Annotated in this window: 12 protein-coding genes; 6 read left to right on the top strand and 6 right to left on the bottom strand. The window is 63.8% G+C overall.

The genetic code is table 11. The features are described from left to right. Positions 1-29: 29 nt before the first annotated feature. Positions 30-866 (bottom strand): sulfurtransferase, encoded by an 837-nt coding sequence (locus AUR64_RS18185; protein ID WP_058583388.1) that lies wholly within the window; start codon positions 864-866, stop codon positions 30-32. Between the two features lie 231 nt (positions 867-1,097). On the opposite strand from AUR64_RS18185, the gene AUR64_RS18180 reads away from it, so the two are divergent. Continuing rightward, positions 1,098-1,961: a sulfurtransferase gene (locus AUR64_RS18180; RefSeq protein WP_155120661.1), complete on the top strand. Its 864-nt coding sequence runs from the start codon at positions 1,098-1,100 to the stop codon at positions 1,959-1,961. Positions 1,962-2,931: 970 nt separating this feature from the next. Here the strand turns inward: AUR64_RS18180 and AUR64_RS18170 are convergent. Next, positions 2,932-4,437 carry a stage II sporulation protein M gene (locus tag AUR64_RS18170; protein ID WP_058583385.1) on the bottom strand — a complete coding sequence of 502 codons (1,506 nt, stop codon included), beginning with the start codon at positions 4,435-4,437 and terminating at the stop codon, positions 2,932-2,934. Positions 4,438-4,681: 244 nt separating this feature from the next. On the opposite strand from AUR64_RS18170, the gene AUR64_RS18165 reads away from it, so the two are divergent. Next, a complete protein-coding gene (locus AUR64_RS18165; protein WP_058583442.1) occupies positions 4,682-5,302 on the top strand; it encodes a hypothetical protein in 621 nt (206 codons plus the stop codon). 153 nt (positions 5,303-5,455) lie between these two features. On the opposite strand, the gene AUR64_RS18160 is transcribed toward AUR64_RS18165, so the two are convergent. Continuing rightward, positions 5,456-5,725, bottom strand: a complete 270-nt coding sequence (locus AUR64_RS18160; RefSeq protein ID WP_058583384.1) for a DUF7553 family protein — start codon at positions 5,723-5,725, stop codon at positions 5,456-5,458. A 146-nt stretch (positions 5,726-5,871) separates the two neighbouring features. Between AUR64_RS18160 and AUR64_RS18155 the strand changes: the two genes are divergently transcribed. From AUR64_RS18155 to AUR64_RS18140, 4 genes are all read left to right on the top strand, one after another. Then, positions 5,872-7,239 carry a GNAT family N-acetyltransferase gene (locus AUR64_RS18155; RefSeq protein WP_058583383.1) on the top strand — a complete coding sequence of 456 codons (1,368 nt, stop codon included), beginning with the start codon at positions 5,872-5,874 and terminating at the stop codon, positions 7,237-7,239. 83 nt (positions 7,240-7,322) lie between these two features. Further along, entirely contained in the window at positions 7,323-9,383 is a 2,061-nt protein-coding gene (gene uvrB, locus AUR64_RS18150) for an excinuclease ABC subunit UvrB (protein WP_058583382.1), read from the top strand. Between the two features lie 63 nt (positions 9,384-9,446). Continuing rightward, positions 9,447-9,911 (top strand): SHOCT domain-containing protein, encoded by a 465-nt coding sequence (locus AUR64_RS18145; RefSeq protein ID WP_058583381.1) that lies wholly within the window; start codon positions 9,447-9,449, stop codon positions 9,909-9,911. Positions 9,912-10,137: 226 nt separating this feature from the next. Then, positions 10,138-11,232: a sulfite exporter TauE/SafE family protein gene (locus tag AUR64_RS18140; RefSeq protein ID WP_058583380.1), complete on the top strand. Its 1,095-nt coding sequence runs from the start codon at positions 10,138-10,140 to the stop codon at positions 11,230-11,232. A gap of 71 nt (positions 11,233-11,303) precedes the next feature. Here AUR64_RS18140 and AUR64_RS18135 read toward each other — a convergent pair whose 3' ends face one another. The 3 genes from AUR64_RS18135 to AUR64_RS18125 form a co-directional block, all read right to left on the bottom strand. After that, positions 11,304-11,819 (bottom strand): GNAT family N-acetyltransferase, encoded by a 516-nt coding sequence (locus tag AUR64_RS18135; RefSeq protein ID WP_058583441.1) that lies wholly within the window; start codon positions 11,817-11,819, stop codon positions 11,304-11,306. A gap of 95 nt (positions 11,820-11,914) precedes the next feature. Beyond that, on the bottom strand, positions 11,915-12,379 hold the full coding sequence (locus AUR64_RS18130; RefSeq protein WP_058583379.1) for a hypothetical protein: 465 nt from the start codon (positions 12,377-12,379) through the stop codon (positions 11,915-11,917). A 57-nt stretch (positions 12,380-12,436) separates the two neighbouring features. Continuing rightward, positions 12,437-13,579 (bottom strand): SPFH domain-containing protein, encoded by a 1,143-nt coding sequence (locus AUR64_RS18125; protein WP_058583378.1) that lies wholly within the window; start codon positions 13,577-13,579, stop codon positions 12,437-12,439. Between the last annotated feature and the right edge of the window lie 152 nt (positions 13,580-13,731).

Raw genomic sequence — 13,731 nt, 5'->3', positions numbered from 1 at the left:
GTTCCTCTTTCGTTCTCTCTCGGTCGTCCTTACTCGGCTTCGTCGCCTTCGAGCGGGCCACCGCGCTCTCGCCACTCGGTGAGACTCCCCTCGTAGAACGCGAGGTCCTCGTAGCCCAGATGACGAAGCACGAGGTAGGTGTGGCTGATGCGGCGGGCAGTGTTGCAGTATAGAAGCACCCGTTGGTCCACCGAAACCCCGTTGTCGGCGAGAATCGATTCGAGTTCCTCGCGCGGTTTCAACCCGCGCGTCTCGTCGTCGACGAACTCGCGCCAGTCGAGTTGCACCGCCCCGGGGAGATGCGCTTCCTCGTACTCCCACGCTTCGCGCGTGTCGACGATGGTGACGGCGTCGTCGTCGAGGCTCTCGCGCACCGTCTCGTAGTCGACGAGCGTCGCCCGGTCGGGAGTTCGGACCTCGTACGTCGTCTCCTCGGGGTCCGGTGTCTCCGTCGTCGTCTCGTACTCCCGACTCCACGCGCTGTAATCGCCGTCGAGCAGGTGGAGACGGTCGGTGTCGTGGCCGTACAGTTCGGCAGTCACGAGAAACCGAGCGGCGAACACGCCGTGGGTGTCGTCATAGGCGACGAGATGGTCGTCGATTTGGACGCCGGCCTCGCTCAGCAGTCGTTCCCACGTCTCCTCGCCCGGGAGCATCCCTTCATCGTCTGCTCCGGCGGGTTCGCCACCTTCGTCAGGAGACGTCTCCGACGTCTCGCCGCTTCGGAACTCGTCGAACGGAACGTTTACCGCACCCGGTAGATGGCCGATACCGTCGAACTCCCACGCGTCGCGCACGTCGACGACTCGCACCTCGTCCAGTCTGTCGGCGACCCACGACGCGCTCACGACGGCGTTCTCGTACATGACGCGGCCTACGGTCGGATGGGATTTAGCTGTCGGCGTCGCGGTCAGGGTCGCGTCCCGTCACGAATACCAGACGATTTTGCCGCAATTGGCGGGGTCCGGACCGGTGCACGCATCGACCGAGTGACACGGCTACGAACAATGGGCAAAAATCACCGCTACAACTCACGAACGGCCGTACATGCCGGGGGTGTTGGCATTATGCTTTTGCACGTCCTACTCGCGGATGCGATGGCAGATTACGCAAAAGACGTACTCGTCTCGGCGGACTGGGTGGAAGACCATCTCGACGAATTCGAGAGCGACGACCCCGCGTATCGACTCGTGGAAGTCGACGTCGACACCGAGGCGTACGACGACGCTCACGCGCCCGGCGCGATTGGGTTCAACTGGGAGACCCAGTTGCAAGACCAGACGACCCGCGACATTCTCACCAAGGAGGACTTCGAGGACCTCCTCGGCTCTCACGGCATCAGCGAGGATTCGACGGTCGTACTCTACGGCGACAACTCGAACTGGTTCGCGGCGTACACCTACTGGCAGTTCAAATACTACGGCCACGAGGACGTCCGCCTGATGAACGGCGGCCGCGACTACTGGGTCGACAACGACTACCCGACGACCGACGACGTCCCCGAACTCCCCGAACAGGAGTACGACTCCCGCGGCCCGTTCGAGTCCATCCGCGCGTACCGCGACGACGTCGAGAAAGCCATCGACCGTGGTCTGCCGCTCGTCGACGTTCGCTCCCCCGAGGAGTTCTCCGGCGAGATTCTCGCCCCGCCGGGACTGCAGGAGACGGCCCAGCGCGGCGGCCACGTCCCCGGCGCGCGTAACATCTCGTGGGCGGCCACCGTCAACGACGACGGCACGTTCAAATCCGCCGACGAACTCCGCGAACTCTACGAGTCCGAGGGCGTCGACGACAATCAGGACGTCATCGCGTACTGCCGCATCGGCGAGCGCTCCTCTATCGCGTGGTTTGCGCTCCACGAACTGCTCGGCTACGACAACGTCACCAACTACGATGGTTCGTGGACCGAGTGGGGCAACCTCGTCGGCGCACCCGTCGAAACCGGCAGCAACGACGACTAACTGTCTAAGCGGTCGTCACTCCGACTTCGATTTTTCTGCGAGAAGACTGCCCCGACGAGCGACAGCGCTCGTCGAATAGTTTTCTGAGGATGGGGGGGGTACGAGGCGAGGGGCGCCTCGTCGAACGCGGCGCACCGAGACTGCATGGCTTGGCTTAGTTCGTTGGCACGCGAACTGTGGTGGGGGTTCGGCACGCCCGCGTTTCGCATCTGTCACTTGCCGTCCCATCCACTAAACGACGCCCCCAAACATGTTAGGCTTCTAGTTAGATTCGAACACAGTTAGGACTCACAACTCGTTGTAGGTACTACTGTGAGGTGAGGAGACGCATCGCTCGGGGTCTGTTAGTTCGAGGATGGGGGAGAACGAGGCTACTGCCTCGCTTCACTGCACACGGCACGTCCGGATTGCATGGCTTTGGCAAGTTCGTTGGCACGCGAACTGTGGGTGTCCGGGGCGTCCGTGTTCGCATATTGTAGTAAGCGCCCTATTCACTAAACGACTTTGCCCAACAAATGAGGTATCGGTCCGAGTGACCACCATCGACTGGTGAATAACTGGACCGGTACTCTGACCCTACATCTGCCTCAGGTGGCCTTCTGAGGGCATCCGGGCGCCTCGGAGCGACGTCTCGGAAAGTCAAACCGAATCAGTGACACCACGAACGTCTCTCGTCCGGTGGAGTCCGGACGTCTGACCTTCGAGTGTCGAGACGCGTTGCTCGGAGAGTTGGTCCGAAGAGAAGTACGAGGCTGATGCCTCGTCGAACGCAGCGCACCGGGACAGCATGGCTTGGCTTAGTTCGTTGGCACGCGAACTGTGTTGTGGTCCGGCGCGTCCGCGTTTCGCATATTTGGATAGTAACTCTGTCCACTAAACTCTCCCACCCAACAAATTAGGTTTCCTAGCTGTAGAAACGAAACTCACTCAAAGACAAAAATAACGCAGAGATGATTGTATTCGAAGTCGACTATCCACCGAGGACGAACGCGGCGATTCGGGGCGTCAGGAACGCCTCGACGAACGAGGCGACGACGAAGACGACGGCCAACCCGACGAGTACGCGGAACGCGTCCCGCAGCGCTTCCGCCACCCCCGCCGCGTCGGTTCGTCCGCGGAAGGCACGCCAGCCGACAGCACCGAGGTGTAACCCGAGTGCGCCGGCGACGACCAGTCCGGGTAGTTCGATAACGCCGTGCGGGGCGACGAGCGCCAGAAACGGCGTCAACTCGAAAATTCCGGCGAGCGCTCCGATGAGGAGACCGTTAAATGCGAGACTCACCGCCGCCGGAACCCCGAAAACGAGGCCACCGTAGGCGCTTGCGGCCCCGACGAGCCAGTTGTTCGCCGCGATGTTGACGAACGTGTCGATGGGGAAGACGCCGAACACGCCGGCGACGTCGCCCGGCGTGCCGATTTGGATGCCGTAGCCCGCCGTCGCGGCGTATCCCGCGAGGATGCTCCCACCGAGGACGAGCGTCGAGACGAGATTCCACACCGGGTGGTCGACGACGAACCGCCCGAGTGCGCCGACACCGTCTCGCGTGCGCGCGGACACGCGACTGCGATACCCCGGTCGGTCGGCACCGTACTCGTCGTCGCGTTCGCCGAGTCCGCGTTCGGCGTACAGCGACATTTTGAACCCGTCGAAAATCGGCGAGACGAGAAGCACCAACAGCAAGGCTCCGGCCTGTGTTACGCCGAGGAAGCCGGCGGTTCCGACGACGATGCCGTTGGCGACGAACGCCGCTCCGGCGACGAGCACGTAGAACAGGAAATCGACCGGGCGCCGAATCGGAAACCGAACGCTCGCTCTCAGTGCATCCACCAGGCCGTCGCCGTCGGCGACGAGTGCCTGTTCGGTGAACGCCAAGAGGAGGGTGACGACGACAGCCAACACGACACCGACGACGGCGACGAGCACACTCAGCGCCGCGCCAACCGGACCGAGCACGACGAAGAGTGCCGCGACGAACACCGTTGCGACGACGATACTACCAATCAGCAGTCCCCGAAACAGGAGGTAGGTGACGAACGAGAGCCAGAACCGTCTCGCCCCACGAACGCCTTCGACTGTCGGCTCTCGGTCGTCGATTGCCGCCAGTACCGCCGAGAGCGTGCCGGCGCGAACGCCGGCGGTCACGAGCAGGCTGACCGCCACCGCTACCAGTGCCGAGAGCGCGAAAACGGTGACCGTCACCGGTGTCACGAGTACGGCCAGTGCCTCGGCTAATCCGGTCGGAGGGGTCGGTTCGGCGGCGTTGAGCGTGGTGAAATCGACCTGCTGGATTCGTTCGGCGAAGGTGTCGAGACGGCCGCTCGACGAGAGAACGGCGACGACGACGGCGATACCGACGAACAGCGGCACGCGGGTGACGACGCCGACGCTCGCCGTCAGCAGGTAGAACGGCAGGACTGCGATGGGATACCGGTCCGGGAGACGGAATCCCGAACGGAGGGCTGTGGAGATGCGCACGTTCGACAGTTGACACCCATCCCCGTAACTGTATCTCCCGGTGACCATTTTCCAGCATGCGTCGGACGCCCGAGAGAGTTACGACCGATTCAACTACGAACGGCCCAATCACGACCGACTCAACCACGACCGACCCTGTCGCCCCACACAGATACAGACACAGGCGCAGGCGCAGACGCGGAGACGAAGGGAACGGATTGACGACGACGGAGGTTACAAACGCCCGACCCGCGTACGTCGTCACATGAACGGCAACCGACTCATCGAGACGCTGCGCGACGACCACGAGACCGCTCTCTCCCGACTCGGTTCCTCGAAGGCGCTGTACGCACTTACTGGCGGCGAGATGGACGCACCGGCGGTTCGCGCGGCCGCCGCCGACGAAGCGGAGACGGCTGCCCGCCTCTTCGAGGAGTGGGCCGACACCGAGAGTCACGACGACGCCGCGGGCCTGTTCTCGTCTGTCGCCGACGCGGAGGCCGACCACCGAGACGCCGTCGACAGCGACGAGACGACCCCGGACACGAATCGCCCGATGTACGAGACGCTCGACGGCTTCGAGACGACAGAAGAACGCGTCGGTGGCTTGCTCGCGCGCTCTATCGTCGGCGACCGCCTCGCCGGCCAGATGGTCGGCTTCTTCGTCGGCAGCGCCGACACCTCTTCGGCGGACGCCTTCCGGAGCATCCGCGACGACTACGACGACCAACTGGACCGCGCCGCCGAGACGCTCGACTCAGTCTGCGAAGACGACGCCGACTGGGAACACGCTCGCGCCGCCGCCGACGCCGTCGTCGACGCGGCTTACGACCACTACGTCGAGACGCTCGAGTCGATGGGCGTCAAGCCGAAGAACGTCTGCTGACCGTTTCCCCGACTGTTTCGCCCAGCTGACGCTCTCGAATCTCCACGCGAACTGAAGGGGTTCGACCGATGTTTCGGCGGGTCGTCGTGCTTGCTTAGCGACCAGTACGTGCGCGTTGGCGACCCGCGCGTCGACAACTCGCGCGCCGGCGACTCACACGCCCGCGACGCCGGAACGGTACTCTGTGATGGCTTCGCTTGCGTTCTCGACGTGCGTTTTCGCCTCGCCGTCGAGTTGCGCTTCGAGTTCTCGGAGCGCGTTCAGATGTCTGTCGAGGCGGCCGTGGTCCGGCCCGCGTGACCGGTCTGCGAGGCTGGCTAACTGGTCGGACTGGTTCTGCAATCGCTCTCGGAGTTCCCCGTTGGCCTGTTCGCTTGCTCGGCGAAGTTCGTCGCTCGCGTCCTGCAGTGGCGTTCGGTCCATGTCGAACTGTAGCACACACCGGCGCAAAACGCTTCGGACGGCTCGCTTGCCTCGACGACTCACTGACCGACGGCTCACCTGCGGCGACTCGTCTCTCGTCTCGCCGTGTTTGGACCCACTTACGCCCGAGTATGGTGTGAGTAACAATGCTGTTTCTCTCGGAACTCGGAGTGATGACCGTATCGACCAACGAGCGTCGCAATGGCGAGGCTCGTCCCGACTCGGGTTCGACCGCCGACACCACAGGCGACGACCCTCAGTCGTCCGACATCGCCCCGTCGTCGGAGGGCTCCGCGCCCGCACCCGCCCCCGACGGCGGCGACCCCACAGACGCCGCTTCCGCGGCAGTCGACTCCACCGACACCTCTACGCCCGTCTTCCGCCCGTACGACTCGACCGACCGAGATGCAGTCCACTCGCTGTACGAGGCGGCGACCGGCGACCCGATGGATTCGGCGTGGTTCGACCGACTGTTCGTCGACAACCCGTTCACCTCCGACGGGGTTCCGATACACGTCGCCGAAGACGGCGACGAACTCGTCGGCGCACACCTATCGACTGCCGTCCGCGTTCGCGTCGGCACCGATGTCGTGACGGCACTCCACGCTATCGACTGTGTCGTCCACCCTGACTGCGAGGAGACCGACCTCTCGGAGCAGCTTTCGACGGCCGCCGAGGAGCGGTACGCCGACTCGTCGGCCGCCTTCGCCTTCGACTTCCTCGGCGGCGACGCCCTCGGTGACGTGCTGGATTCGGGTTTCCGCGTCGTCGGCGAGGTGCCGACGTACTACCGCATCCAGAACCCCGCGGCGCTCGCGGCGCAGCGAGGACCGGTCGCCGGCACACTCGGTCGACTCGGCGGCGTCGTCACCCGTGGCTACCTCGGCGCGAAACGTCGACGGGCCGCTGTCGACCACGACGTGACCGTCTCCCGCGTCGACGGCGTTCCCGCCGAGCGACTCGGGGCGCTGGCCGAGCGAGTAGACACCGAGGCCGCTCGCGTCGTCCGCGACGCCGAGTTCTACGGCTGGCGCTTCGACGACGACGAGACGTACCGGACGTACGTCGCCGCTCGTGACGGCGAACCGGTCGCCGCCGTCGTCGTCGCCGACCGCACCGAGGAGCAGGGACGCGTCAGTCTCGTCGACGTGCTCCCGGCCGACACGAGTTCGTCCTCGTCCGCCGAGGTGGACGACTCGACGCTGTCGGGCGACTCGACGCTCTCATCCGACGATGCCGCGCTCCGGACCCTCCTCGTCGCTGTCGCCGAGCAACACGCCGACGCGAACCTCCTAACGGCGTTCGGGACGGCGTTCCCCGAGGCCGCCATGCGTGCGGCCGGATTCGTCCGCGACAGCGACTACCCGCTGTCGGTGCTGACCTCGCCGGCGGCGCTCGTCGCGTACCCCTACGTCGACGGCGACGCGGGCAACGCCGACTCGTGGCGCTGTGGCGGCGAGATGCTCACCGACGGAACCGTCTGGTCGACGACGATGGCCGACCACCTCTTCTAGCCGACGCCTTTTTAGACAGACTCAGAGGCCCGAAACGAGCGCCCGCCGTGTCGGTAAAGTAGCTCCGTCACGTACCACGGTCGATGAGTGACACCGACTCCGGACCGCTGTCGCCCGACCGGCCGGAGGCAGACCGTCGGTTCCGCGTCGACGCGCCGTTCGACCCCGCAGGCGACCAACCGGAGGCCATCGAACAGTTGGCGTCCGGCTACGCCGAGGGGATGCAGAAACAGACGCTGCTCGGGGTGACCGGCAGCGGGAAAACCAACACCGTCTCGTGGACCATCGAGGAGATTCAGAAACCGACGCTCGTCCTCGCACACAACAAGACGCTCGCCGCCCAGTTGTACGAGGAGTTTCGCAATCTCTTTCCAGAGAACGCCGTCGAGTACTTCGTCTCCTACTACGACTACTACCAACCCGAGGCGTATCTCGAACAGACCGACACGTACATCGACAAGGACATGTCCATCAACGAGGAAATCGACCGCCTCCGCCACTCGGCGACGCGGTCGCTTCTCACCCGCGACGACGTCATCGTCGTCGCCTCCGTTTCGGCTATTTACGGCCTCGGTGACCCGCACAACTACAAGGACATGGCGCTGGAGTTGGAAGTCGGCGAAGAGATAGACCGCGACGAGTTGTTGAAGCGACTCGTCGACCTCAACTACGAGCGAAACGACGTCGACTTCTCACAGGGCACCTTCCGCGTGCGTGGCGACACCGTCGAGGTGTTCCCGATGTACGGCCGCTACGCCGTCCGCGTCGAGTTCTGGGGCGACGAAGTCGACCGGATGATGAAAATAGACACCCTGCAGGGCGAAGTCGTCTCCCAAGAACCCGCCGTGCTGTTCCACCCGGCGGAGCACTACTCCATCCCCGAAGGGCGTCTCGAACGCGCCACCGAGGAGATAGAGGAACTGATGGACCAACGCGTGCGGTACTTCGAACGCAACGGGGATTTGGTCGCCGCCCAGCGCATCGAGGAACGAACGACGTTCGACCTCGAAATGCTCAGAGAAACGGGCTACTGCTCGGGCATCGAGAACTACTCGGTGCATATGTCCGACCGCGAGTCGGGCGAAGCGCCGTACACGCTTCTCGACTACTTCCCCGACGACTTCCTCTGCGTCGTCGACGAGAGCCACGTCACACTGCCCCAAATCAAGGGCCAGTTCGCCGGCGACAAATCCAGAAAGGACTCGCTCGTCGGCAACGGCTTCCGCCTTCCCACCGCCTACGACAACCGCCCGCTGACGTTCGAGGAGTTCGAGGAGAAGACCTCCAACCTGCTCTTCGTCTCGGCGACACCGAGCGATTACGAACGCGAGCAGTCGGAGCAAATCGTCGAACAGATCGTCCGCCCGACTCACCTCGTCGACCCGAAAGTCGAACTCTCGGACGCGACAGGGCAAGTGGACGACCTGATGGACCGCATCGACGCCCGCATCGAACGCGACGAGCGGGTACTCGTGACGACGCTCACGAAGCGGATGGCCGAGGACCTCACCGAGTATCTGGAGGAAGCGGGCGTCGAAGTCGCGTACATGCACGACGAGACCGACACGCTCGAACGCCACGAACTCATCCGCGACCTGCGACTCGGAAACATCGACGTGCTCGTCGGTATCAACCTCCTGCGCGAAGGACTGGACATCCCCGAAGTGTCGTTGGTCGCCATCCTCGACGCCGACCAAGAAGGGTTCTTACGCTCGGAGACGACGCTCGTCCAGACGATGGGCCGCGCCGCCCGCAACGTCAACGGCGAAGTCGTCCTCTACGCCGACGAGATGACGAACTCGATGGAAGCCGCCATCGAAGAGACCCAGCGCCGCCGCGAGATTCAGACCGAGTTCAACGAGGAACACGGCTACACGCCCGAGACCATCCAGAAAGAAGTCGGCGAGACCAGTCTGCCCGGCAGCGACACCGACACCTCCGACACGTCGGTCGACGACGTCGAAGACGCTGACGACGCCGCTCGGAAGGTCGAACTGCTCGAAGAGCGGATGGACGAGGCCGCGAGCAACCTCGAATTCGAACTCGCCGCGGACATCCGCGACCGGATTCAGGAACTCCGCCGAACGTTCGACCTCGACAACCCCGACGACGGCGTCGCCCCCGAAATCGACCCCGAGTTCTGAACCGTCTCGGGTTTCTACGGCATCGAAAACGGTTTGTAGTTCCTGTCAGACTGCTATGACGAGATGAACCCGCCGTCTGACGCCTCCACCGCGCTCCAGTTGCTCGCCAGATACACCCCGGACACTCGTCGGTGGCGACGAGTCGTCGGCGGTGTCGCCGCTATCGGGGGTGTGCTCGCGGTGTGGGCGCTGTTCGCCGTCGCCTCCGGCGTCAAAACCGGCGCCGTCTACTATTGGTTCATGTTTCTGTTTTCGATACTCGCACTCACGCTTCCGGCGTTCGGAACCGCCGCCCTGCTCGCCCCCGACTCCGGTCTCACGAGGACGACGGCCACCGAGGACGACGACGCGACGGAGACGCTCAAACAGCGGTACGCCGCCGGCGACATCTCTCGTGAGGAGTTCGAGCGACGACTCGACGGCCTCATCGAGAACACCGACACCGAACTCACGCAGCACCCTCGGCCGGGAGTACACTCACAGATGGAACGCGAGCCAACACTCGACTCAGCCAACACACAGAAGTAGACAATCACGGCGAAAGTCAGTCGAATATCGAGTATTGTGTAGAATTCATCACGGTCTTCTATCGTGTTTATTTCAGGCCACAAACCTTTTTGACGACCTTCACCAACTGAGTTCCACGATGATTCTTGACCGGGCTACGTCACACGTAGCGATGCCTACCCAATCGGATGCGGTACGCACGGTTCGGAACCACGGACAGCCAGTCTCTCAGGAGGGTATCGTTTAGATGCCCGACGGAACACCCTCGACGCGACATCAGTTGCAGGAGGGCTTTCTGCGTAACCAGCACTGGTTCGTCTTCGCCGCGCCCGTCCTGTTCGTGGCTGCGGTGCTGACAATCGCGCCGACGCCTGCCGACGCCGGCCTCGACTACTGGGTGGAGTACTGGTGGCTGTTCCCGGCGTTCCTCGCAGGGGCGACCATCGTCAACACGGTCGGTATCAGCGGGTCGGCCATCTTCGTGCCGTTTCTCATCTTCATCTTCCCGTTGTTCGCCCAGCCACTCGAACCCGAGACGCTGGTGAAAATCGGCCTCATCAGCGAAGCGTTCGGCCTGTCGAGTTCGTCGGTCGCGTTCGTCCAGTACGGACTGGTCGACCGGAAACTGGCGCTGACGCTCGTCGCCGGCGGCCTCCCGTTCGTCGTCGGCGGGGCGCTGCTGTCGTTCGTCATCCCGGAAGTGGTGTTTCACGCACTGCTCGGGATTGCGCTCTTGGCGGCGTCGTACATGCTGTTCAAAGCCGACTTGGACCACGGCGGCGGGTCGAGCGACGACTCCGGCGCGACTGCGGCCACCGACGGCGGGACAAACGTCGACCTGCCGAACGACCACGGCAAACTCGGTCCGGCGGGCGTCCACACCGCCGACGACGGAAGCGTGACGCGCGTCGACCGCGAGGGCGACGACTACCGATACGACCGTGGCGGCTACCTGCGTCGGTTCGGCAACTACAGCATCGGCGGCGTGTTCCAGGGACTTGCCGGCTTCGGCATCGGTGAACTCGGTATCATCTCGATGCTGAAAACCAAAGTCCCGGTCCGCGTCGCCATCGGCACGAACCACATCGTCGTCGCGGTCACTGCGGTCATCGCGTCGCTCGTCCACGTGTTCGGCGGCGGCCTCGTCGGCGGCCACGGGATGAACCTGGCGACGACGCCGTGGAACATGGTCGTCTTCACCGTTCCGGCGACGGTCACCGGCGGCCAAATCGCGCCGTACGTCTCCGCCGCACTGGAGACCGAGACCATCAAGACGTTCGTCGGTGGCCTGTTCGCCGTCATCTCCGTCGCGCTGTTCCTGATGGCGTTCGGCGGGTTCTAAAGCCCGCACAGGACCGATACGGCGGGCGCTTTTCTCATCTACTTTCACCTCTCTCACCCGCTCTCGACGCTTCAGCCCTGCGCTAACTCCTTGGTGTAGACGTTCTCTCTGTAGCTTTCGCCGCCCATCGTCACCTCTCCCTCACCAGTGTGCTCGAAGCCGAGGTGTCGGTAGAACTCGTTGCCCATCTCGTTGTCCGCGAGAACGATAGCCTCGACACGCTTCATGTTGAAATCTTCGAGGTCCGAGCGAAGGCGGTCGTAGAGCGCCGACCCGACGCCCTCGCGCCAGTGGTCGGGGTCGACGTAGAGACGGACGACGTCGCCCTGTTCGGCTTCGACGACGCCGTGACAGAAGCCAATCAGTTTGCCGCCATCGTCGACACTGCCATCGCCTATTTCGGCGACGAGAAACGCCGTTCCGGGTCTGTCGAGTGCGTCCGAGAGCGTCTCGTCGGAGTACCACTCCGAGACGGTCTCTTCGACCGTCTCGCTGCCGAGGATGTCGTCGTACGTCGCCGCCCATGACTGCCGGGCGACGCGTCGAATCGCCTCGATATCGTTCGTCTTCGCCGGTCGTATCTCCATGTCGTTCAGTACCACACCGCCACCGAAAGCCGTTGTCCGCGTCGAGCGGTACGAGAGGTTCTCGAACACCCCTATGTTGGGGGTGTCGCTTCCCGTTATTCGGCGTTCGCGTTACCTCCGCCCGCCTCGTCGGCGTCGCCGTCTTTGCTCTTGTCGACGAGTCCTTCGCCGTCGTCTACCTCGCCGTCGCCGTCGAACCCCTCGTCCACGAGTTCTTCCTTCGGTGGCGTCGCGTGGTCGTCGACGTACAGGTCGGCGTGGCCTTTCTCCATCCGGATGCCGTGCCAGTCGACGCCCCACTCAGTGAGACGAGCGACCGTCTCTTGGGCGGCCTCCCACGGCCGCGCGGTCCAGATGATGATAGTGTGGCCCTGACGGTACTGGTAGTTCACCCACTCGACCATCTCCTCGTCGGGTTCCTCGGCCTCGCTCGTGATGTACGACTCCCCGCCTTTCGTCAGCGTTTTGTCGAAATCGACGGCGATTCGTTCGTGGTCGGCCTCGAACGGTTCTTCGCCCTCCGGCATCACACTCTCTCCGTCGCCGTCGCTGTCGTTCATCCCGTCAAAACTCGGCGGCAGCACAGTTAGAGATGGTGGCACCCCGGAGGTCGCGTCTCAGTTCCGCTCGGTTTCGAGTTCGGCTTCTTCGGGTACGACGTCGACTATCTGTTCTCGGTCACCGTTGTCGATGCCGTCGAGAATCTCTTCGACGTCGTCGAGGCCGAGCATCTCGCGGGTCTCCTCGTCGAACGACTGCGAGTCGAGTTGCGGGACCGACTCGCTCACGTCGCTTCCCGACAACTGCTTGCCGTAGCGACCGACGAGCGAGGTGAGTTCCTGGGGAAGGATGAACGTCGTCGACTCGCTGGAGCCGATTTTACCGAGCGTCTCCATTCCTTTATCGATGATGGCGCGTTCGCCCATCGATTCGGCCGACCGCGCCCGCAACACCGTCGAGACGGCGTCACCTTGGGCTTCGAGAATCTGGGCCTGCTTTTCACCCTGTGCGCGGATGATGTTCGACTGTTTCTCACCCTCGGCGCGTTCGACGGCGCTCCGGCGCTCACCTTGGGCTTCGAGAATCATCGCGCGACGGCGACGCTCGGCGGAGGTCTGCTGCTCCATCGCGGATTCGACGTCTCTGCTGGGTTTCACCTCGCGGACCTCGACCGATTCGACGCGGATTCCCCACTCGTCGGTGGGTTCGTCGAGTTCCTCTCTGATTCTCGCGTTGATTTCGGCGCGCCGCGACAGCGTCTCGTCGAGTTGCATGTCGCCCAGCACCGCGCGGAGCGTCGTCTGTGCGAGATTCGAGGTGGCCGTCACGTAGTCTTCGACCTCCAAGAAGGCTTTCTTGGCGTCCATCACGCGGATGTAGACGACGGCGTCGGCGGTCACGGGAGAGTTGTCCTCGGTGATCGCTTCCTGTCGCGGGACGTCCAGCGTCTGGGTGCGCATGTCGAAGCGGTGTGCTTGCGAGACGAACGGCGGGACGATGTTGAGGCCGGGTTCGAGCAGTTTACGGTACTCGCCGAACACCGTCAGCGCGCGTTTCTCGTACGCGTTGACGATTTCGACGGCGCTGACCAGCGTTGCGACGGCCAGCGCCAGCACCAGGAGGCCGACGATGGTCGCCGGGGTGATGGGGACGAACGTCAGTGCCAGCGACGCGGCGACGACGAGAAAGAGGACTGTCCACAGTTGCTTGGGGACGCCCCCCGCTGTCGCGCGCCCGACTTCGCGGAAGAGGCTTGCCATACAGTGGCTAGCGACCGACCGAAGATAAGTGTCACTCGTGATTCACCGCCTCGCCGGACCCCTTCGCTTCCACTGCAACGTGTGCGTCGACACTCGCCACACCTCCGGACCCCGCCTCGCCGCACCTGTCGAACTTATGTGCTCCCGCACGT

Origin of the sequence: Haloprofundus marisrubri (genome assembly GCF_001469955.1) — an archaeon.
Classification (GTDB): domain Archaea; phylum Halobacteriota; class Halobacteria; order Halobacteriales; family Haloferacaceae; genus Haloprofundus; species Haloprofundus marisrubri.
This window is presented reverse-complemented; position numbering and strand designations above follow the sequence as displayed.